The organism is Butyrivibrio sp. XPD2002, from assembly GCF_000423945.1.
Lineage (GTDB): Bacteria > Bacillota > Clostridia > Lachnospirales > Lachnospiraceae > Butyrivibrio.
The window spans coordinates 138,268-161,428 of record NZ_AUIY01000013.1; the positions used below are offsets into that span (position 1 = coordinate 138,268).

Consider the following 23,161-nt stretch of genomic DNA (forward strand, 5'->3'; position numbering starts at 1 on the left):
ATTTTCTAACTGCTATTAGGTGATTCATAGGTGAACAACTATAATGAAAAAACTTAGTTCTATTACGCTTGTACTTACGATGATTCTGACAATGTGCGCCTGTGGTGCCAAGAAGGACGAAGGCGGTAGCGGATCTGTAAATAGCGAAGCTGTAAGCAGTGAGACGGCAAGCAGTGAAGCTGTCAGTAGTGAAGCAAATGATGAAGCAGCAAGTAATGAGACTGTTAGTAACGAGGCAACTGATGAGGCTATAAGTAAAGATGAGGCTAATGCAGATTCAGAGCAAACGGAAGCTTCTTCTGAAGAAGGCAAAATCTACAAAGATGGCGTTCTGACCATGCTTAACATGACTGAAGACGAAATGGATAAATATAGGCAAACTTGGAAATATGTTGAGCATCAATTGGGAAGAGAAGGTTATACGAAAAGAAATGTTGAACCATTTACGGGAAAAAGAGAAATCATTTACTATGATACATTAGATTCCATGTTAATGGCATTAAATGCCGGAGATATTGATGAAATGATGATTTACAATAAGACCGGACAATATCTTTGCGCTACTAATGATAATCTACAACTTGCGTATACAATTGATCTTGAAAAAGAGCGCAATACTTTTGCCAATTTAGTATTATCCGGACTTATGAGCAATGACTTTGCTTTTCTCATGATGGAAGGAAATGAAACACTTAGAGATGAATTCAGTAACGCTATCAATGATATGAAAGATGATGGCACCTTGGACAAGCTTATAAGTGAACAGATAGATACGCTTATAAACAGAAGTGAGGTAAAGCCCGTTACAATGCCTACAATTGATAGCGCAGATACCATTAAGGTTGCTGTTACAGGAGCACTTCCGCCTATGGATTATGTGGCAGCCGACGGAACCCCCGCAGGATTCAATACCGCAGTACTTGCAGAAATCAGTCAGCGCATCGGTAAAAATATAGAACTCGTTGTTGTTGATAGTATCGGACGTGCTACAGCCCTTTCAAGCGGAACTGTAGATGCTGTATTTTGGACAAGAACAAATGAAATGGCTTCCAAATCTAAAGAAGTATCGGATGACGAAAGATCATCAAAGATACCTGAAGTAGAATCCAAAATGAGTGATGAGGAAGTAGAAGCTTTTCATAATGTCAGAGAATTATTTAATTTTTCAGAGTATAGCACAGTAGATATGCCTGAAGGAACAATTTGTACCGTTCCATACTACTCGGATACAATTGTACTAGTAATGAAAAAATAATAAATCCAGAAGAACTCCCACTACATAATTTGAAAAGTTTAGCATTAAGAGGACTGTCATTTGCAGTCCTCTTAATTTTTCTCATATCAAGCGATATTTATATGGTTGCAGTATTCCTGTCCATAAGGTTATAAAAACGACAATTTTTTCTTAATATCGTAGCGGAACATATATGAAGAAAGTTACTGACATCTATTGGCAAAAATTATGTAAAACCGACACCTATTGGCAAACTTCGTGTAAAAAATTGAAAAAGAAATGTTATTATTCAGGCAATATATCTTTCTATTAAATGCGAGTTTTGTCAAAAGATATGCTATAATTTGATGGGAGCCTTTTTTGTTGGCGTGCGTATTTTGCACGCCATTACAAAAACGGACATCCGACAGCATTTAATCATATATACACTATGGTTTACAGAGGTGGATGATTATGAGCCACGAATACAGAGATCAACTTGATATAAAGAACAATGAGAAAATAAATGAGCTTTTAAATGAAATGCCGGAATTTGTCGAGTATTTCTATGACCACATGGTAGCCAAGGGGCGTTCAACAAACACAATCCTTGGATATATGTATGAAATAAATGTTTTTCTTAGATTTGTGCAGGTAATTGCCAAAAAAGATTCGGTAAAACACCTTGAAGTGACTGATCTTGAAAAACTGCGCCAGAACAATATCGAATCCTACATGGCAAAGTCTGAAAACGGCAAGGAACTTTCAAATAATGCGAAATGCAGGAAGCTCTCAGTACTCCGGACGTTGTATACATATTATATTGGCAATGAAATGATCACTAAAAATCCGACAGCTCTGACAGAAGGCCCAAAAATTAAAGCACATGATGTAATAAAGCTTTCAGATTCTCAGGTATCGGTGCTTTTAAACGCTATCAAAAGTCAGGATAAAATGTCTGAGCATGCAGTTAAATACAATGAGCGCATGGTTTCAAGAGATCTTGCGATAATGATGACTTTGCTTGGAACCGGTATGCGTATTTCCGAACTTGTCGGGCTTAACATTTCCGATATCGACAAAACTGATAAAACAAAAATATATCTGCGTATTGTAAGAAAAGGTGGCGATGAAGACAAAGTACGCGTTATTACTCCAGTTTATGATGCAATAACCGACTATTTGATAAAATCAAGACCTCAGTTGGTGGGCTCTTCAAGGGAAAATGCTCTTTTCATCTCAACCAGAGGAACCCGTATGTCCGTAAATGCCATACAGAAAATGCTTGAAAAATACTGCGAAAAAGCAGGACTTCCTGATAATATATCACCTCATAAGATGCGTGCAACCTTCGCCACAAAAGTATACTCAAAAACCAAGGACATCTATGCAATAAAGGATGCTCTTCATCACAGTACTATCGATACTTCCAAGCACTACATATCAGATAAGGAAGTAAGGATTGATGAAGCTGCAGAAGCGGCAGGATCATTATTTGAATAACTCATGATATTTATTCACTAATCCTATAATGGGCAATAATATCAACGTTTTCAGCCAAAGTATCCCATTCACATACTGTATCAGCTTCCTTTGGCAGATAAATTACACTTAAAATACCATTTTCATCGCGGTTATATGAGAGGATACCAATTTCATCAGAAAAGAATACTATATCTCCGGGCTGCCAATCTTCGTATTCTGAAAGATCTGTTGTCTTTTTGATAGCGTTTCTCGAAAAAAATACATTTAGGACATCGATATCACGAAAATCCATGTCTATGTTTGGCGTATCTACAGTATAAGCCTCCGGATGAGCGATTATGTCCTCATTTACCTGTTTACGTATATCATATCCGGCATCGCGCAGCGACATGGTTACAACATCTGCACTTGTCCCTATCCATTCAGTCGGAAATCCTCCATCATATTGATGCAAACCGTAGGACCAGTCTTCCATAAGCATTATCTCTGCATTGTCAGCAATATCCGTCAAATCATCTATGCCATCCTCATCCTTATCTACTGAACTGGACTTTATCTCTACATAAGACTTACCCATAAGCTCCTTCAGGCTTTCTTCCAGTTCTTTCTCCTTTTCAACCTCATATTTACTCGCTACCGGAAGAAAATATAGTGAAAAATAAAGACCTAATACCAGAGGAGTTACAAGTAAGACACATATGCCTCGTTTGATAAGTAAAGACTTCTTCTGCTCTGGCTTTTTTATCATCAGTTTTCGGAATATGTGCATAATAACTGATTCAAGTAAAAAAATAATTACGAAAACCAGGAATCCCGGCATAAAAAATCCTGTGTTATTTTTTGATATCATTCCCAAAATAATGGCAAACCATATAAAAACCACTATTGCTACAATCATGGTTAACATGCCTTTCTTCTTTGGCTGGGGTTCATCATCAAAGAGTGTTCTTAATAGGCCTTTTTCACTCCATCCATATGATGATAGGAAAAAATTCTTTTCATACTCAAGGCTGTCTCGTATAATATCTTCGAATTTGATTCCGGATTGCTCCTTATTGTTAATTTCGTCCCAATAATAATCAATGCTCAGATTAGAATAGTTTTCATTTCTTGTCTGCATATCTTTGCATAGTAATAACGAACCATTTAATTCCTGCATTTTTTCGTTAATCAAGTTCAGGTTGTTTTCTACAAGTCCCTGAAGATCCGACTTGCCATTCTGCAATTCGGATATATCACCAATAGAAAATCCCATTTTCCGTAAAATGATCACTTTTTTTAGTGTCTCGATATCTTCATTAGAGTAATCTCTATATCCATTACTTTCTCTTGCAGGTTTAATCAGTCCCTTAGATTCATAAAATCTGATGTTAGCGCGATCAATTCCAAGCTGTTCCTCAACGTCTTTAATTGTCATGATTTAGCGCTCCTTTCTGTTTCTTTATCGCTATTATAGGGGTATAAACCTACTTTATAGTCAATATTTTTTTATCATATAGTGAATAAAATTTTTGCAGACTGGCATTTATAGAATGGGGCTATGTGAAAGAGTATAAAAATCCCACAGTCGTCAGGCTGTGGGAAGTATTAAATATTGTATTAATCCTTTATCAGATCAGGATCGTTCAAAGCATCTTCTATGATCTGAGCAAGAATCTTGGTATAACCTTTACCAAGTGATTTTGCTTTTCTAACTGTATTGGGTGAAAGTCTTAATGTCACGTTCTCTTTGCGCCTGATTTCACGCTCCTTCTGGATGCGCTCTGAAACTCTACTGAACTTTGCAAGTTCCTCTTTTGTAAGAAGCGGGTTATCCTCATCATAGGAATAAGGGGTATTCTCATTATCTTAAAAGGATCGCCTTTTTACAATTTCTTGCTTTATTTTTTTTAATAAAAAAGTGTAAAAAGCCGAACGTTTGACTTTTTACACTTCTATCTTTAAATATTTTACAGGTTTAGCTTAATCCGACAACAGAATAAACTTTTATATCACCATCAGCACTCAAGAGTACATTTTTCATCTTAAATTCCTTTAGACCATCATTTTTAGCGGAGTTGGAGAATAGCACCTGCTGAACCATCGCCTCCCGCAAACCGCGTATTGTATGCCAATTTTACCTTACTTCTTTTACCATCATATTGATAACTATAAGCAGTATGACTACCGAAATCCATATGGTTTTTATCCCAATGATTCCGGATATTACTCCGCCAAATCCTGCTCCTATAGCAAATATCAGAATGATTCCAAAGAAGTGAAATGATTTGTACAAAGATTGTTTGTTTTTGTCTCTAAGGTATTTAGAAAGGCTCTCTGTTCCACTTCTCAGATTTCCAATGCACATGGTACTTGCATATCCATATCCATGTACTTTTCTAAATGTTTGCACCTGCATGGCACATGAAAATGACACAATCATATTTGCTATCATATTCATATCCATGGGGAGAAGTCCGACAATGCTAAGCGCAATCATTTCAATTATTATGATAATCTGTCTCCAGTGGATTTTTTCAGCACATTTATACTCGTTTTCAATTCTCTCTGCTATAAAAATCCCAGCAGCAAACGAAAAAAGCGGACACATATAGTGTAACCCCTGCATAAAATTACCCTGCATCAGGTTCTGACTCATTAAAACAACATTGCCGGTCTGTGCATTGGCAAAGACTTTATCCCTCATATTATATGTATACGCATCCTGTAATCCTCCTGAAAAGGATAATAATGCACTTAATCGAAAACTCTCAGATGTCTGCATATTTCTCCTACATATTTTATTATCGCGGAATAGTTACTCATGAATGTAATTCTTTTATTTTATGAGTTTACGGATCGTCTTCAATAATTCGTCCACGATTTCTTCATCGTCATTTTTTATGCCGTCCGTAACGCATCCTTTCAGGTGATATCCAAGAAGTTCCTGATTAAAGCCGTCTATTGCTGAGGCTGCAGACATGGACTGTTGAAGGATGTCGTTGCAATATACGTCATCCTCGATCATTTTTTCCAGGCCACGTATCTGCCCTTCCAGACGTTTCAACCGGTTGGTCAGAGCCTTTTTCTGTGCTGCTGTTCTGACTGTCTTTTTATGTGCCATAAGTAATCTCCCTATTATTCATATGTTGACTAATAGTATCATATCCCGGCTATTTATTGTACAGAAACAACCTTATAGCCAAGATCTTCTATCTCCTTTATCAAGGTGTCATCCTCTACCTCTTTTACGTACTTCACAACAGCTTGCTTCTTTTTGAGGTTCAGTTTTGCAGATACGCCATCAATTCTGTTGATAGCACGCTTAACACGATTGGTGCAGTTTTCACAGTGCATCCCGTCAATCATGAACACCTTAGTTTTGATTACAGTTCCTGAAAGCTTTTTATCCGGTTCTTTTACACTGGAACTGCCTCCGCCACAGCATCCACCTTCGCCTTTAAAGTGTTTTATAGAACCTCTTAGCGCAACAAGCAGGATAACAACAAGTATAGCAATGATAATGATATTAGAAGCCATTTCTTCACCTCTCTATTTCTCTTTACAACTATTGTTTAAGCGCATTCCAAGTAGTTAATTATCTTTTCCCTTATAAACTGCATCTTTTTAACTGTATCCGGATTATTGCTCTTAAATCCGAGCAGTCTGTATATATATCCCTGACTTTTGACCTGCCTGATACTCTCAGGGAATACAAGTCCATATACAAAAGAAATATGCCCAAGGATATAATCGATTCCGGTTTTCGAGTATGTTCTGTCTATATTTCCGGATCCCATAATGTCTTCATAAACTTCATCAGTTATGTACGAATCCGTAAAGGCTTTTTCCGGCAGATCGTAAATCTCTGTTCGCGGTGTCTCGCAATTAACACGTATAATGTCAATCTTATCTGCATCACGCAAAATTTCACAGAACATCCGCTCCCTGTCCGTCTGACCATCAGGAAGAATATATACATTGTGGTAACGGATGACTTTTTCCATCATTTCTCTGTCCATCTTTCTATCCGGATCAAACCTGTCTATCAGCTGTTCGTCCTTAAATAGCAGGTCTGCAGACAGTTCCGCGTGATTAACTGATATTCGATCCTGAAATGTATGATACCTTCTAAGCTGCTCAAAACGGCCTATATCATGAAGTATTCCTGACAGCCACGCGAATTCGCAGTCCTCCTCCGGAAGCAGAAGGCTTCTGGCGATTATTTCGCATAAATCAGCTACGCGATACGTATGATCTATCTTCAGCTTTACTTTCACATCTTCCGGATTATATTGATCCGTATATTTTTTAAACTCAGTCAAAATATTATTTCTGTCCATATGTACTGATTATTCCATTTCCAGTGTTTTATAGTTTTTCTAAATCACATACTTTTAGCAATCTTTACCAGCCTGCTTGTGCCAAGTCTGTGTGCTCCAAGTTCAATAAATTTCTCAGCATCTTCAATTGATGCAATACCGCCTGATGCCTTGATCTTGATATTTGGACCACAGTGTTTTGCAAAGAGTTCTATATCTTCAAAGGTTGCACCGCCTGTTGAGAAACCTGTTGAAGTCTTGATATAGTCTGCCTTTGACTGCGTAACAATCTCACACATCTTGATCTTCTCCTCTTCTGTAAGAAGGCAGCACTCAATGATAACCTTCATGGTATGGTCGCCACAGGCTTCTTTGAGTTCATTGATCTCATCAAGAACAAACTTATAATTCTTAGCTTTCAGCTCCCCTATGTTTATAACAATGTCGATCTCTGTTGCTCCGTTTGCAAGCGCATCCTTTGTCTCAAAAACCTTGGATGCAGTTGTTGTATTTCCATTCGGGAATCCGATTACTGTTGTTATAGGCATATCAGGGCCCATATACTCACGGGCTTTCTGCACATAATATGGAGGAATGCATACGGAAGCCGTATGGTACTTCATACCATCGTCGCATATCTCTTTTATCTCATCCCATGTGCTTCCCTGAGCAAGCAGTGTGTGATCAACCATCTTTAATATTTCTTCAAGTTTCATTCGAGTATCCTCCATTCTTCGACCTAAGGGTGGTACCGCTTGCGGTGGATTCCTTAGGTCCATCCAAAAATTTCATAGTCTTTTTGGTTCATAATTTGACAATAAATACGGGACGACAAAATAGTCCCCCCTACCATTTGCAATATATACTAGGGGGGAGTATTTGTCAACGTCTATTTTTCTTTTACCATATTCCCATTACATGCTGCATCAAAAGGCTGACAACTGTTATTCCGATCCAGCAACAGCCGCCAAGCAAAATCGGCTTCCCACCTGATTTAATTAGTTTGATTATGTTACTGTTCAAGCCAATAGCAGCCATAGCCATTATTATAAAGAACTTGCTAAGTTCCTTAAGTGGCTTAAAAACATAAGAAGGGACACCTGCTCTCAAGCAAATAGTTGTGATAATTGAAGCAATCACAAAGAAGACTATGAACATCGGAAATGCTCTTCTAAAGCTAAAGCCATTTGTCGAACTTCCATCCTTTTTTGCTTCCCTTGCCCTCAGATACGCAAGTACCAGTGTAATAGGTATGATAGCCAGTGTTCTTGTAAGCTTGACCGTAACTGCCTTATCAAGAGTCTGACTCCCCAGGTTCCACATACTATCCCAGGTTGATGCAGCTGCGGTGACGGAAGAAGTATCATTAACTGCAGTTCCCGCAAAAATACCGAAAGCCTCTCCTGTTGTGATATCAAAACCTATAAGCTTTCCCAGCGAAGGAAAAAGAAGTGCTGCCAGCACGTTAAAGAAAAATATCACAGAAATTGCCTGTGCCACTTCATCATCATCCGCATCAATGACAGGAGCCGTAGCTGCAATTGCTGAGCCGCCGCATATTGATGAGCCAACTCCGATAAGAGTAGCTGTGTTTCCTTTGATATTCATAACCTTATGAAGAATCCATGATAGGATAAGCGATGTTGAAATCGTGCAGATAATTATAGGAAGTGACTGTTTCCCGGTCTGAAGAACGACCGAAAGATTCATACCAAATCCAAGGAGGACAACAGCCGCCTGCAGAATTATCTTTGATGTAAACTTTATTCCATCAGCCGCCTTCCCCTTGTCATTCCAGAACAGGGCTATTATCATGCCCAGAATGATTGCAATCACCGCTCCGCCAACGACAGGGAAGCGCTTTCCCAGGAGCCATGAAGGAACTGCAATAGTGAAGCATACGATTACTCCCAAATAATTCTTTTTCAAAAAATCCATCTCAAGACCTCTCTCACTTTCTAATCTGTTATTTCGCAGGTCTTATTCTATTCTGTCTTTTGAAAAAGATAAAATTATATATTATTATATAACCATAAACATTTCTTATCGTTAGGGAGAACTAATTATGCTGGATTTCAGAATAGATACCTTCCTATGCGTTTGCAGACACCTCAATTTCACCAAGGCGTCTAAGGAGCTGAATATTACTCAGCCCGCTGTTTCTCAGCACATACATCATCTTGAAAATGAATACGGGACAAAGCTGTTTACTCAGGATGGAAAAAAACTTTTTCTAACTGACAACGGAAAACTCCTGTATAAAAAAATGAATCAGATAAAAAATGATGATGAAAGTCTCAAAGAAATACTTTCAAAGAATAACCATGGCTTAAAAGACATCTCTTTTGGTGTCACCATGACCATAGGAGAATACATAATTGCTGATCCGATCAGTGATTACATAAAAAATCACCCGGATACTAATCTTAAGATTACATTTGGCAACACATCGGAGCTTCTTAAAAAACTCTCCGACGGGGTTATAGATTTTGCACTTGTAGAAGGATATTTCCCTGAAAATGATTATGAAACGCTGCTTTTTAGCAAAGAAGAGTTCGTTCCTGTCTGTTCGGCAAAGCACTCTTTCAATCAGAAGCCACGCGTGATAAAAGATCTCTTTCCCGAGCGAATTCTTATAAGAGAACCCGGTTCAGGAACGCGCAATATATTGGAAAGAGCTCTTGCCCTGAACAATTACTCCACAAGTGATTTTAGGAATTTTACCCAGGTGGAGAACATGCATGCCATAATAAGCCTTATTGAAAAAGATTGTGGCATCACCTTTTTATATAAAGCAGCGGTTGCATCAGGACTGCAGTCCGGATATCTGAAAACAATCCCCCTTGACGACTTTAGGGTAAAACATGATTTTACCTTCATCTGGCCCAAAGATACTGTTTTCAGTGAAGAGATCCGTGCAATATGTGAGGAAATACAACCTATAACTCATTCTGCATGAAGTTCATGTTCTTTTTCATAAAGCTTGTTATCCTGCCGTCTCATGAAAATCATCCGGGACAGAAAAAGAATCAAGCTACTTCCTACAAAAATCTGAATCGGATATGTGATTAGTACGCTTTCAGATATTATCATGCTCAGCATGGTAATAGCGCCAACCGGTGGCATATACATCTTAGTAAAATGAATAACGATAAGCATACCACTTGTAGCAACAATTGCTGAAATCGTAATAGGAAGCCCTATCCAAATAGCAAAGAAATATCTTGAAATCACACCAATTATGGCACACACAGTTATCACTGCCACCGTTTTGACTGGCATATTTCTTGTTTTGTTCCTTGGCCTGGAAAACTCAGTAAATGCCACAAGTAACGGAGGTGCCACAACAAATCTATAACCCGTTCTGAATGCAACACCGGCTATTACTGTCACACAAAGGATTCTAATGGAAGTATCTACCATATCGTCCCTGGAATTCAGCATCACAGGAACATATTCCTCATCTGCTCGGATTCCCTGAAATAGAAAAAGTTTATGAAACAATATTACAAGTAATGTCAGTACAAATGCAGCTATAGGATACACTATACTTGTAGTATGCATCATCACCGGGAGCACTATTGCTGAGACAAATGGTGCAAACGTGGTTCCTGAAAACATAAAGATTACCTGAGCGATTGTGAATGCCAAAATCACTTCGATATACGTATCAAACGGAACAAATCTTACAATGCACACTCCTATTATCGCACAGCCTGTTATCAGTGAAAGCATACGCTTTCCATTAACCTTCCAGCTTCTATTTTTTGCCACCATATATCCAACTGCTAATGCTGTTATCTCAGGAAATATAATCTCCTTCTCATTTAAAGTTTCTGCAAATAGTGTCATCAGCGCTACTAACAGAACTGTACAAGCGTATGGTATTATTCTCTTGACTCTATACATATTCTATAAAAAACATGCAATCAATGTGATGATCGCGATTCCTCCTTACTTAAAAATAGCACATTTACTGACACTCTTTCAAAGAAAGACTCCGCAAGGGTCTCGTCTGTTGTTTTTCGTTTCACAGCTATTCACTCCTTTAGTCAATTTTAATCAGGATCTGCAAAAGAATTAAGCATATATAGTAAATAAAAGTTACTATTCCAAGCAAGTGGCTTTGCAAATCAAGCCGCTTGTGCTTTTTCGGCAGCTGTTTCTACAATAGTGCTCTTTGCGTCAAGCTCCTTAATTACACTTCTTGCCGTCAGAACAACAGCTACTGATGTTACAATGTCCGCTACAGGAGCTGAGAAAAGAACTCCCTCAACTCCAAATAACATAGGAAGAACGATAGCAAGCGGAACGCTTAATACAAAGTCCCTGAGTAATGACAGCCCCATAGCCATTGCAGGTTTTCCAAGAGACTGAAGGAAAACACTGGTAGACTTCTGGATGCATGTCAAAATGATCATCGAAAGGAAAAGCCTGAATGAAAGAACTGCACATTGCTCCATATTTAACAAGAACATTGTTCATTACACCCATGATTACTACGATAGAGATCTGAGTTAAGAAACTGCTTATTCCAAGAGGAACAAAATTATCTATTACGGCCATATTAGGAATCATGTTATTCCATGCGAGCTTAAAGGTCTTGGCTCTGAAAAGAATATATACTATTCCGCAGATTGCTGTAACAATCTGACCGGCTATGGTCGCAATAGCAGCGCCCATCATTCCCATATGAAGAGCAAAAATAGCTATAGGATCTAAAATCACATTAATTATGCATCCCACAAGGGTTGTAATCATGGCAAATTTGGGGCTTCCATCAGCTCTGATTATGGAATTTAGGCCATTCCCCACAACAAAGAAAGGAATTCCTAAAATGATATAATCAAAGTACTCATTGGCATATGGAAGGTTGTTCTTGGTAGCTCCAAATGCTGTAAGAATCTGTGACTTAAATGCAGCAAAAAGAACGGCCATTATAACTCCGGATACCACAAGAAGCATTACAACATTGCCCATGCTCTTATTTCCGGACTTAACATCTTTTTTACCCTGACAAAGGCTAAGATATGCAGCGGCGCCATCACCAAGCATCAGAGCAATCGCAAGTGATATAACTGTGATAGGAAAAACAACGTTTGTTGCACCATTTCCAAGATATCCTATGCCTCTTCCAATGAAAATCTGATCCACTATGTTATAAAGTGACGATACAAGAAGCGACATAATGCAGGGAATTGAAAACTTTAGAAGAAGCTTCCCTATCCTCTCTTCTGCCAGGTAGTTGTTTGCGTTCTGAATCATTTTTACCTCCTTAAAAACCATAAAAAAGAACACGGTAAGCGAGGTCTTCACTTACACGTGTTCGGTTACAACCTAGTATTAATAAATCGTCAGCCCATCGGGCAACATTCAATTACTTGATTATAATACTGATTTTTTTAGGCTCACGTAATAGTTAGATTTGACAAAAAAATTATCTATTTTGAAAATTTCATGCGCCTTTGTATGTATTGGTATCTTTTTTTACCATATTCCCATTACATGCTGCATCAAAAGGCTGACAACTGTTATTACGATTCAGCAACAGCCGCCAAGTAATATCGGCTTTCCACTTGATTGGATAAGCTAGACTGTAACAGCCTTATAGCGGCTTTTGATGTTTACAGATATAATTTACGCTATCAAAAAGTAAGCCTCTTTTTCCATTGGTGCGATAGGATCCTATTATACGTTTTTTATATTGCGCTATATTGTCATTTTACTATTATTTTACACTTTGCCTTGAACTTACCATCCTTTGTAGTGACGGTAATTGTTGCCTTGCCCTTTGAAACAGCTGTAACTTTTCCGCTGCGACTGACACGTGCAACCTTTTTATTACTGCTCTTCCAGGACACCTTTTGATTTGTGGCATTATAGGGTTTAACTGTTGCCTTAAGCTTATATTTTTTCCCTATCTTAAGGGTCTTCTTTTTTTTGTTTAGCTTAACCTTTGTAACCTTTACAACTTCACTCTCACTCTGAGCCTTGACTGTAGTTGCCTTTTCATCATTTACTACAGTTCGCTGTGAGGGCTGCGCATCATTTATATCTGCGCTATTATCCTGTTTATCATCTGTATCTACTTTTTCAGGTGCTGAAGCTATTTCTCCGGTCTTCCAAAGAGCAAAATCATCCCATGCTCCCCAGCAACCGGCTGAAGCATTTGTACTTGCTCCAATTGTAAGCCTGGTTCCATCCTCGGTTATTTCTATATTATCTATCGTAGGATTCTGGAATTCCTGCCATTTTGTCACGCCTGCCTGGGCTGATTTCTCTTCACCATTAAGTATGGCATATAATTTGAACTCATCATTTTCGCCGGCATCGCCACCTTCAACAAAAGCGCTAAGACTGTATATGCCTTTATTTAGAGTAACCTCCTGCTCAACGTTAAACTTAAATGCTGTTCCATACCAGAATTTCATGCACCACTCACCGGTATGAACATTGGATGAATCCTGCTTGATTGCAATTTCGCTTGTGGATACATCAGATGTAATTGTCCAGCCCTTATCTCCTTCTTCAAATCCGGGGTTAGCAAGGAAATTCATAGGCTTTATTGTCAGCTTGCAGGATACTGCAACGCCTCCGTCAACATCTGCAGTTCCTGATATCATATAGACTCCGGCTCCGCTTTCCATTGCCGTTTTTATATCCTCTTCGGACCAAACAATATTTACTTCTTTGGTTGTGCCATCATTGTATTTAGCAGTACCTGTTTCAGGCAGCTTTATTTCTTCATCAATTACGGCTTCTACAGCATTAACATCAACACCATTTAACCTTAACTTAGCCTTTGCACCTGTTCTCATGTAGCTGTACATTTTTGCAGATGCTAACGGATGTCCATAGAAGTCAAACCATGCTTCGTTTTCCACAACGGCGCCGCCTCCGCCATATTCCTGTACCCCTATGTCATAATCCCTGGCATAGGAGCTGGCCCAACCTGTACCATAATTTTCCCAGTTATCTTTATTGGCTTCTATAGATATTGCTACTTCATCTCCTGATTCACCATGCATATTTACAGGTAGCCATGCAGGTTCCCAGTAAAAAACTCCAATGCCATTTTCTATCGACGCAACTGCATCAACTACCCCTCTTACGGAATCTGCCTGTCCCTGAGGAGATACATCGAAGTTAAAAGGCTCTTTTCCTGCATCATAGTCCTCTTGTGTTTCAGTATTTGCGCAACCATCAGCGTCATCGAGTGTGTATACATATGAAGTCTCGGTAACCATTACCTTTTTACCATAGTTATTGGCAATGGCGGACAGTTCATTTTTCAGGTTATCGAGCGTTCCATGCCAATAAGGATAATAAGATGATGCAAAAACATCATAATCAACATTCTTAAGCTGAGATGCATAATAATCATATCTGCCACCTTCAGGATTGGTAAAATGTACTGCAACCAAAATGTCCTTAGACACTTCTCTTACGGCTTCTGCACCAGCTGCAAACATTTTGAGCATTCCATCCCAGCTTTTTTCACCGGCAATACCGTTATTAGTCTCATTGCCTACCTGAACCATTCCAACATTAACACCACTGTTAATAAGATCTTTAAGGCTGTCAATTGTAAACTGTTTTAGTGTAGTTGCTTTAGCATCGACATCCATATTCTTCCAAGCTTTAGGTGCTGTCTGCTTCCCGGGGTCTGCCCAGAAATCAGAATAGTGAAAATCTATAAGAACCTTCATCCCTGCGCCGGTTGCCCACTGGCCTATCTGTATAGCCTTAGCCAGATCGCAGGTACCACCACCATATCCATTACCATTTTCATCGTAAGGATCATTCCATACACGGATTCTCACATAATTAACGCCGCAGTCATGAAGGAAATTGAAATATCCCTGATCATCCAGCTCATTGCCATCGTAATCATAGTATTTCACTCCTCCATTCTTCAGAGCAACATAGGAGCTGACATCAACACCGGTAATGAAGTTCTCATCGCATCCTTCGACCTTATTTACAAAAATCTCCGCCTCCACTGCGGGTTCATCCTGTACAGGATCCTGGTTATCCATCTGAGTATCCTCTTCATCATTTTGATTGTTTTCTGTTTCATCGGGCGTATCGTTCTGGTCAGAACCATCATCCGAACCTTCGTTACTACTATTATTGACAGTATAAAGTCTGACATTATCAATATCGCCCCAGTACGAACTATTTATATGCCCCGAAAAGGCAATAGTAAGATCTGTCATTTCATCTGTTAATGTAAATGCCTCTGTTTCATAGGTGCTCCAGTTATCCCAGCCACAGGTTGTAATATTCCAGGATACACCAGATACAGTTGCTGCCAAACCAGAATCTGCCTCTGCTCCATCTGCATCAAAACAGAGTTTATAGGTTCCTGCCGAAACCCCTGAAATAGTCTGCGATAAACTCATCTCCTCCGCTTCTGAATTATTATTCCAATAATTAAAAAATGATGTAGTATTATTTTTTGCCCATTCATCCATCTTAATTTTGTAACCTGACACATCACCATCAGCGCCTTCAAAAGAAACATCCCATCCGGTTGTATCTCCGTTTTCAAAATCACCGTTTTTTACGAGTCCGGTATCCTTCCACTTAATTTCCTTTTCTTCTTCCGCATTACCATCAGAAACATTTGCATCTAATGAAAAGGAATCCTCTGTGCCTTCTGCTTCTCCGGTCGCATAAGTTGTAATCCCGGTCTGTCCGGTAATCATCATAACTGCCATCGCTGCACTTATGTACGTAACAACATTTCCATTAAATCTGCCGCTTTTCATTGTAATCCTCCCTTTTGCTATACCTGCATAACTAATTTGTTAAATATCACACAGCTCCTTCATCCTTTATAAATAGTTAGAATTCAATATTTACACTGTTTAAGCCTTCAGATGATAATAAAACACTCCCCGTTTCCTCTTTGTTTTTCTTTTTAAAAGCGGCAAGTAATTTCCCTGCAAGCATATTTCTTTTATCGGATTTATATCCTGAAAGGTCCTGCATATTTCCGGCGTCCATTCCAATAAACTCAACGTTATCAGAGCAAACTACACTTATCAGGCTGTCTACATCAGGGACAGCTCTGCCATCTTCATCTCTCGCTGTTATCTCCACAAGATAGAATTCACCTGCCTTTTCCACCGATGCTTCTAAGGATGATGGCTTTTTTGTTGTAACAACTTCGCAAGTCTTAACAACTTTATCCCCCATATAACCTTCTGCTCTTAATACACCGGGTTCATAAGGTACATCCCATGTAAGATGAAGATCACCTGTAGTTGGGCGAAAACGTCTGAGTTCATCATCCCAGCTATTCATGGCTCCATATCTTGGGCATGGGGCGCTCGCTTTTTCTGAAATAAGCTTATCGTTAATATATAGCTTTACTCTCTCACAGTTGGTATAACATATTACTGTTTTAAAAGTGCCCTCTTCGCCCTCAAAATTCCAGTGAGGAAGCAAATGAAGAGTTATATCTTTTTCATTCCAGATAGACCTGAAATAGTAATAAGCATCCTTTTTGAAACCGGCTGTATCAATTGCTCCAAAATTAGCTCCTCTTCTTGGCCAATGCGACTCACCAAGATAATCTATCCCAGTCCAGATAAAGTCACCGGCAACATAATCCCTGCTTGCTGTAAATCTCCAGAGTGCTTCATGTGTAAGCGATGCAGTAATATAGTTGTCATTAAAGTCTCTTGTCTGGCTATAGTCGCCTCTATCTCCACACACAGAAGGATTCTCAGAGCCTATCATTATCCTGTCAGGATATACAAGCTTATCATCTTCATAGAATCTTTCCGCTCTCTCTCTCCATCTTCCTACATAGTTATAGCCAACTACATCTATCTCATTCATAAATTCCTGTTTGGTTTCAATCCCCGGAAGAGATGCGATGTTATCACAAGCACTTGTTGTTAACCTGCTGCTGTCTTCTTCATGAACTATATCAGATAGAAACTTAGCTATCTTAGGACCATCTGTGAAAGCCTGTTCAGGGATCTCATTTCCTATACTCCACAGAATTACTGATGGATGATTATAATCACGTCTTATCATTCTCTGTAATTCCGTTTTTACATCTTTACAGAAAAATTGACTAAAACCGTACGAAGGCTCTTCTGAAAAATAGTTTTCATTTTTATTCTTTCCAAGCATCCATTCGTCACAAATCTCGTCCATTACCACAAATCCCATGCTGTCGCACAAGTCAAGAAATCCCGGTGCCGGTGGGTTATGTGAACACCTGATACCGTTTACTCCCATGTCCTTTAACGTATTCAGACGTTTTTCCCAGATATCCTTATAGAATGCAGATCCAAACAAGCCACTGTCATGATGAAGACAAACGCCTTTAATCTTTATTTTTTCTCCATTCAGCTTAAACCCTTCATCACAGGAAAAAGCTATTGTTCGTATACCAACACTTTCTCTGCGTTCATCCAGAAGCTCTCCATCACAGAATACCTGAGTTACAAATGTGTAAAGATATGGTTTGTCTATTTCCCATAAAATTGGTCTCTGAACAAACATTCTTGTTGCAGCCTGTGATGTTTCATTTGAATCAAGGCAAAGTGTTGCACCAGCCTTGCATGAAAGCTGTCCCTTTTTATCCAAGAGCTGCCACTTTATTACAACATCCTTTTTTTCTTTCTCATAGTTAATAGCGCTGCTCTTTACATCAAGAATAGCCATTTTTTCATCATCAGTCACTTCGGCTGTTTCGACTTTTATACCAAAGTAATCCAGGCATTGCCTTGATGTTTTTCTTATATACACGTCTCTATATATACCCGAGCCTGTATACCATCTGCTATTAGGCTGCTTGCTATTATTTACTCTTACTGAAATGAGATTATCTCCCTCAACCAGTTTATCTGTTATATCTACCACAAATGTAGAATATCCATATGACTGACTTCCTGCCTTTAAGCCATTTATGTATATCTCACTTTCCATGTATATTCCTTCAAAAATGAGCTCAACATGCTTTAGTAAATCATCCTTGGAAATCTTTATTTTTTTTCTATACCAGCCAATTCCGGCATGAGCATAGCCGCCACCTGCCCCGCTCCTGTTCTCTTTCTTTGGTGCAAAATATGTATCCCAATCGTGTGGAAGCTCTATATGATCCCAGCCTTCATCGCGATAATCAATTTGGGCAAACTCACCGTTGCTACAATCTTCACATATAAATTTCCATTCTTCATTTATTATCTTGGCATCTTTTAAATTCATCGTTTCTCCCTAAAATTCTCTTAAAAAGGGAGCAGTAAAACTACTGCTCCCTCCAGGTTGTCATAAGTTAAATACTTCGGAATAATTTCTACCTTTTTGATCTCACAGTCATTTTGTACCAATATTACATAATTAATTTCCCTGTTTCTCAGCAACATATGCCTCTGCCTGGGATTCAAGTTCTGCAATAATATCTCTGATTCCTGCATTTTCCAAAGCCGCACTAAATTCAGCAATTGACGCATCTACATCGTCTACAAGACCGTTTACAAGTGGTCCATAATAAATATCTACAGCAGCCTCAACAGCAGCAAACTGCGTTGATACATTTGTCGAATCAAAATTAAAGCCATCATAGATATGATCAGGTTTTATATTTGCGTTAAATGCTTCATCAAGCTGATCATATACTTTATCTACTTCTGTTTTGTTCTCGATATACTCCGTACGTGTAATAGTCATATTATTCCAGCCCCAATTACAGTTTGAGCTTACTCCATAGTTTGTTTCATCAATTATCTTATACTGGTCATCTCCTACAGCTTCCCAGTGCTTCCCTTCTATTCCAAGCATAGCAAGATCGTACACCTCAGGGTTTGTGTAGAACTCATTAAGCACCATCATAGCTCTTTCTTTGTTCTTACTGTTATTATTGATAGCCACACCATTATTGATATATGAGTTAACCTTCTTGGGCTGTGATGATACCGGATCAACGATCGTTACGTTCCATTCAGGATGCTCAGTCTCTGCCTGTCTTCCATAATTTCTGCAGCTTCCAAGATTCCAGGCAAGTGTTGCAGTTTTCCCATTCAAAAGACCAACCTGACGCTCTTCAGTTGAATTCAAAACATCAGATGACCATGCTCCCATATCAGCAAGTTCTTTTACCTGCTTGCAGTAATCTGCAAATCCATCCCAGTCAAGAAGATATGTAAATGATAAATCACTTGGATCCTGTGTATTGTATAGAATCATTTCACCACCATGAGGTGCACCACCTGTTATTGTATATCCTTTGTTTTGGAAATATTGATAATTGGGGCCACCCTGGCTCGCATAAAATCCATCATTAGCACAAGCCTTATAAAACTCTACAAGTTCATCCCAGTTTGTTATTTTTTCAATGCCATATTTTTCCATCAAATCGCCACGGATAGTCATTACATCCTGACCAAATTCATTCTGGTAATTTGGTACCATGTAAATATTGCCATTGATTTTTGCCTGTTCCCAAGCCATTTCCGGTACTACATTCCAAATATCAGGTGCATAGGTCTTTATGAAATCCTCTGATAAAGGATAAAATCCTCCGAGTGCCGCTGTCTGCTCATAATGGCACCAGCTTGATGCTGTAAATATCAGATCAAAGTCTTCCTGTGAAGAGAATAAAAGTGAATATTTTGTATCATGATCGCCCCAGGACAAAAAGTCCACTGAAAGAGAACAGTTGAGCTTTTTCTCCAGTATCTCATTGATTTTGCCATATACTTCATCAAAGTCAGCTGTTCTATCACCTATAAGATACATTTTTAAGTCAACGTGTTCAGATGTATCTGGAACCTGACCAGTTGCCTCGTCTGATTCTGATGCTTCGCCTGAATCTGCAGACTCGCCTAACTGATCTGCAGGCGCTTCTGAGACTTCATTTTTCGCCTGACTACCGCATCCTGAAACGATTCCACATGTCATCCCCAATGCCAATAAAACTGATAATACCCGTTTTTTCATTACATCCTCCTTAAACTATGAAATACTTAATCTTTATCATTTAGCCCTTTACTGCACCAATTGTGATTCCCTGAACAAAATATTTCTGAACCAACGGAAATGCCAGCACAATAGGACCTGTTACCACTATTGTTAAAGCCATCTTAAGCGTCTGTGTCGGTAAGTTTACTGAATTAATAACAGAACTGCTAACACCTGAATTTGTGAGCATTTTTTTGTATCCTTCAATGTTGTTTACCTGCCTGTACAGGAAATATTGAAGAGGATATTTGCTTTCACTCTTTATATAAAGCATTGCATTGTACCAATCATTCCAATATGCAAGAGCTATGAAAAGACCTACTGTCGCCAAGGCCGGTTTGATTAAGGGCATTACAACCTTAAACAAAATCGCAAACTCGCCACATCCATCAATCTTCGCTGCATCCATTAGTGATTCCGGAACAGATGAAATATAGCTCTTCATTATGAGAAGGTTGTAAACACTAAAAATCATAGGAAGCAGCAATGCCAAATAACTATCCTGGAGCTTTAGCGTTATGGTCATAAGCATGTAATATGGCACCAGTCCTCCACTAAAGAGAGTTGTAAAATAAAAGAAAAATGAAAAACCATTTCTCCATTCGAAGTCTTTCCTTGAAAGAACATATGCTGTCATTGTCTGCAGTAACAAGCCTATTGCCGTTCCGCCAAGTGTAAGTAAAATTGTGACCAAATACGCCTTTCCAACAACCAATGGATCTTTAAATACTGTCTTATAAGCATCCAGACTAAAATCCTGTATCAATAGGCTGAAACCATTATTTACTATCGCTTCCTCAGAAGATAAAGAGCCTGTTAAAACCATGATGAATGGAATAAGGCATAAGATTGAGATAATGCTGCAAAAACTGTATGCAAGAATGTTTAGAATGATCACTTCTTTTCCAGTTTTAACTCTTTTTGAAATATGTACCTGATCTGACATTTAGGCCTCCTTAAAACAAGGTGTAGTCTTTTTCATATAGACCCACAAGATGATTAGCCAATAGAATAGTTACAAAGCAGAGAATTGACTGAAATAAACCAATAGCTGCACCCATTCCAAAGTCCTGGCTTGTTAGAAGTGCCCTGTTCGTCAATGTATCTATAACATCTGTGTAGTTGAACAATAATCCATTGCTTCCCACAAGGTTATAAAACATATCAAAGTTTCCCTTAAAAATACCTCCTACTGACATCAGAAACAGTATTACTGTCGTTGGCATTATCATAGGAATCGTAACTTTGAAGATTCTCTGAAATACATTAGCGCCATCAATTGATGCTGCTTCATATATAGAAGTATCTATTCCCATAATCGCTGCCAAATACATGACAGACCCATAGCCTACACCTTTCCAGAGCGCAAAAAATACTATGATAGGTGGCCATACCTGGGGCAACGTATAAAATGGAATTTTCTCTCCTCCAAATAACGCTATAATTCGGTTCACAAATCCAAAATCTGAGCTAAATAGATTGAACGCCATAACACCTACGATTACCCATGAAATAAAGTAGGGCAAAAACATCATAGACTGAGAAATCTTTCGAAACTTTTTGCTTCTGATTTCAGTAAGAAAAATTGCAACCGCAATCTGCAGTATTGTTCCAAGTATTATAAATGCAATATTATAAAGAACAGTATTTCGCGTCACCAATCCAGCCTGTCCGGATTTAAAGAAAAATTCAAAATTCTTTAACCCATTAAAAGGACTACCCCAAATTCCACCTCCATAGTTATATTTCTTAAATGCCATTACAATTCCAGTCATTGGGTAATATGCAAAAAGCAAAGTGTATGCCACAGATGGCAATAACATAAGTAAATACACCCTGTACTTATAGAGCTTATAAAAAAAACCCTTTTTCTTATTTTTCATACATTCCCCGTGAGATGTATTCAGAACTCAATACATCACATTTCCTTTCGTTTATATACGTTGTGCACAAACATCTGTATTACTTAACATTAAGTTTAGGAAAAATCACCATTATTCTCTAGCTTAATAACCTTCAATCTTTTAAATGTCTATGCCGCATTTTATACAAAAAAAATTTATGGCCTGCGCAATTTTGCGCTTAAATTGCGCTTTATGTTGCTTTTTTGCGCAAAACCCTTGAATAGTATATTTCAACTCCGTATAATCAAACCATTATGAATGACAAGACAAACCTTAATGAAATAGCAAGAATTTTAAATATATCGACCACGACTGTTTCTCGAGCCCTTTCAGGCACAGGGAGAGTTTCAAAAGAAACCAGAAAAAAAGTTATTGAAATTGCTGAAGAACTTGGGTATTCGACGCCATCACAAAGGCGACTTGACACCTTTATACAGCCAACTAATCATAGTCATAATATTGGCGTTGTCATGGCAAGGGATTTGCTTTATGAATCAGATTTCTTTCATCAATGTCTGTTAGGAGCAGCTTCTGCTTTAGCTGACCATAACTATGAAACACTTCTGATTTTATGTAACACTGATGAATATGAACCATTAAGACCTGCTGCTGAGCGTGGAGATTTGGATGGTGTGATTTTTTTGCGCGCAATTTCCGGAGAAAAAAGTCACCCGTATTTGAAGAAGAAAAATATCCCTGTCGTTGTAGTAGGATCTGGTGTAAAAAATGCGTTGATGGTTGATTCAAACAATTTGCTGGCATGTAGAGAGCTCTGTTCAAATCTTGTTAATTGCGGTTGTAAAAACATTTCCTTTATTTGCGGGAATATAAATTATACCGTGAATAAAAATCGATTAGATGGTGTACTCATGGGAATGACCGATTATCGTTTGGAACCTAATCCCAATATTATATTCAAAGATATCGAAAGCTTTAGTTCCTGTAAAATTGCTGTAGAAACAGCGATACAAAGACGCGCAGATGGAATAATCTGCGGAGATGAAGTAACCACGATTTGGACATATGATATATTAACCCAGAATGGAATCTCGGTTCCTAAAGATATTCTTCTTGCTTCATGCTATGACAGTAAAGCGCTCTCCCACCATTCTCCAACAATTTCAGCAGCTCATGTAGACGCAAGAAAGATGGGAATTGAGGCTGGTGAAGCAATGTGCAGACTGCTCTCCGGAACCGAAAACAGACGTTTTATACCTGTTGAGCATACTATACACCTAAGAGAATCGACCAGATCTTTTTAACAGATATAATTT

The 23,161-nt window shown here is 38.6% G+C and carries 19 protein-coding genes and 1 pseudogene; 4 read left to right on the forward strand and 16 right to left on the reverse strand.

Annotated elements, in window-relative coordinates:
- Nucleotides 1-43 precede the first annotated feature (43 nt).
- Both G587_RS22045 and G587_RS0108575 read left to right on the forward strand, forming a co-directional pair.
- Nucleotides 44-1,255: a transporter substrate-binding domain-containing protein gene (locus G587_RS22045; protein WP_035786132.1), complete on the forward strand. Its 1,212-nt coding sequence runs from the start codon at nt 44-46 to the stop codon at nt 1,253-1,255.
- Nucleotides 1,256-1,687: 432 nt separating this feature from the next.
- Nucleotides 1,688-2,716 (forward strand): tyrosine-type recombinase/integrase, encoded by a 1,029-nt coding sequence (locus G587_RS0108575; RefSeq protein WP_026491894.1) that lies wholly within the window; start codon nt 1,688-1,690, stop codon nt 2,714-2,716.
- Nucleotides 2,717-2,726: 10 nt separating this feature from the next.
- Here the strand turns inward: G587_RS0108575 and G587_RS24355 are convergent, their stop codons facing one another.
- From G587_RS24355 to G587_RS0108620, 8 genes and pseudogenes are all read right to left on the reverse strand, one after another.
- Nucleotides 2,727-4,115 (reverse strand): DUF1287 domain-containing protein, encoded by a 1,389-nt coding sequence (locus G587_RS24355; RefSeq protein WP_051200910.1) that lies wholly within the window; start codon nt 4,113-4,115, stop codon nt 2,727-2,729.
- A gap of 182 nt (nt 4,116-4,297) precedes the next feature.
- Nucleotides 4,298-4,501, reverse strand: a pseudogene (locus G587_RS26485) (BrnA antitoxin family protein); the annotation flags it as partial.
- A 313-nt stretch (nt 4,502-4,814) separates the two neighbouring features.
- The gene (locus tag G587_RS0108595; protein ID WP_035773381.1) at nt 4,815-5,462 is read right to left on the reverse strand and encodes a YoaK family protein; all 648 of its coding nucleotides are present in this window, start codon (nt 5,460-5,462) and stop codon (nt 4,815-4,817) included.
- Nucleotides 5,463-5,516: 54 nt separating this feature from the next.
- Nucleotides 5,517-5,801 (reverse strand): metal-sensing transcriptional repressor, encoded by a 285-nt coding sequence (locus G587_RS0108600; protein WP_051200911.1) that lies wholly within the window; start codon nt 5,799-5,801, stop codon nt 5,517-5,519.
- 53 nt (nt 5,802-5,854) lie between these two features.
- Nucleotides 5,855-6,217: a heavy-metal-associated domain-containing protein gene (locus G587_RS0108605; RefSeq protein WP_026491897.1), complete on the reverse strand. Its 363-nt coding sequence runs from the start codon at nt 6,215-6,217 to the stop codon at nt 5,855-5,857.
- A gap of 35 nt (nt 6,218-6,252) precedes the next feature.
- Complete coding sequence (locus G587_RS0108610; protein ID WP_022762005.1) at nt 6,253-7,020, reverse strand: HD domain-containing protein; 768 nt, start codon at nt 7,018-7,020, stop codon at nt 6,253-6,255.
- A 44-nt stretch (nt 7,021-7,064) separates the two neighbouring features.
- Nucleotides 7,065-7,715: a deoxyribose-phosphate aldolase gene (gene deoC, locus G587_RS0108615; RefSeq protein ID WP_026491898.1), complete on the reverse strand. Its 651-nt coding sequence runs from the start codon at nt 7,713-7,715 to the stop codon at nt 7,065-7,067.
- Nucleotides 7,716-7,899: 184 nt separating this feature from the next.
- The gene (locus G587_RS0108620; RefSeq protein WP_026491899.1) at nt 7,900-8,937 is read right to left on the reverse strand and encodes a YeiH family protein; all 1,038 of its coding nucleotides are present in this window, start codon (nt 8,935-8,937) and stop codon (nt 7,900-7,902) included.
- 127 nt (nt 8,938-9,064) lie between these two features.
- Between G587_RS0108620 and G587_RS0108625 the strand changes: the two genes are divergently transcribed.
- Nucleotides 9,065-9,958, forward strand: coding sequence for a LysR family transcriptional regulator (locus G587_RS0108625; RefSeq protein ID WP_022762002.1), 894 nt, complete (start codon nt 9,065-9,067; stop codon nt 9,956-9,958).
- Here G587_RS0108625 and G587_RS0108630 read toward each other — a convergent pair.
- The 8 genes from G587_RS0108630 to G587_RS0108665 form a co-directional block, all read right to left on the reverse strand.
- Nucleotides 9,946-10,908: a hypothetical protein gene (locus G587_RS0108630; RefSeq protein ID WP_155834188.1), complete on the reverse strand. Its 963-nt coding sequence runs from the start codon at nt 10,906-10,908 to the stop codon at nt 9,946-9,948. The genes G587_RS0108625 and G587_RS0108630 overlap by 13 nt on opposite strands.
- A gap of 224 nt (nt 10,909-11,132) precedes the next feature.
- Complete coding sequence (locus G587_RS26850) at nt 11,133-11,288, reverse strand: hypothetical protein (protein ID WP_330364423.1); 156 nt, start codon at nt 11,286-11,288, stop codon at nt 11,133-11,135.
- Nucleotides 11,272-12,264, reverse strand: a complete 993-nt coding sequence (locus G587_RS22060; RefSeq protein ID WP_330364424.1) for an MATE family efflux transporter — start codon at nt 12,262-12,264, stop codon at nt 11,272-11,274. Before G587_RS22060 ends, G587_RS26850 begins: the two co-directional genes overlap by 17 nt.
- 452 nt (nt 12,265-12,716) lie before the next feature.
- Nucleotides 12,717-15,773 carry a glycosyl hydrolase 53 family protein gene (locus G587_RS22070; protein ID WP_051200912.1) on the reverse strand — a complete coding sequence of 1,019 codons (3,057 nt, stop codon included), beginning with the start codon at nt 15,771-15,773 and terminating at the stop codon, nt 12,717-12,719.
- 76 nt (nt 15,774-15,849) lie between these two features.
- Complete coding sequence (locus G587_RS0108650) at nt 15,850-18,231, reverse strand: glycoside hydrolase family 2 TIM barrel-domain containing protein (protein ID WP_026491900.1); 2,382 nt, start codon at nt 18,229-18,231, stop codon at nt 15,850-15,852.
- A gap of 132 nt (nt 18,232-18,363) precedes the next feature.
- Nucleotides 18,364-19,962 carry an ABC transporter substrate-binding protein gene (locus G587_RS0108655; protein WP_081679379.1) on the reverse strand — a complete coding sequence of 533 codons (1,599 nt, stop codon included), beginning with the start codon at nt 19,960-19,962 and terminating at the stop codon, nt 18,364-18,366.
- A gap of 40 nt (nt 19,963-20,002) precedes the next feature.
- Entirely contained in the window at nt 20,003-20,929 is a 927-nt protein-coding gene (locus G587_RS0108660) for a carbohydrate ABC transporter permease (RefSeq protein ID WP_026491902.1), read from the reverse strand.
- A 10-nt stretch (nt 20,930-20,939) separates the two neighbouring features.
- Complete coding sequence (locus G587_RS0108665; protein WP_026491903.1) at nt 20,940-21,866, reverse strand: ABC transporter permease; 927 nt, start codon at nt 21,864-21,866, stop codon at nt 20,940-20,942.
- Between the two features lie 275 nt (nt 21,867-22,141).
- Here G587_RS0108665 and G587_RS0108670 point away from each other — a divergent pair, with 275 nt between their 5' ends.
- Complete coding sequence (locus G587_RS0108670; RefSeq protein WP_026491904.1) at nt 22,142-23,149, forward strand: LacI family DNA-binding transcriptional regulator; 1,008 nt, start codon at nt 22,142-22,144, stop codon at nt 23,147-23,149.
- The last annotated feature ends 12 nt before the right edge of the window (nt 23,150-23,161 follow it).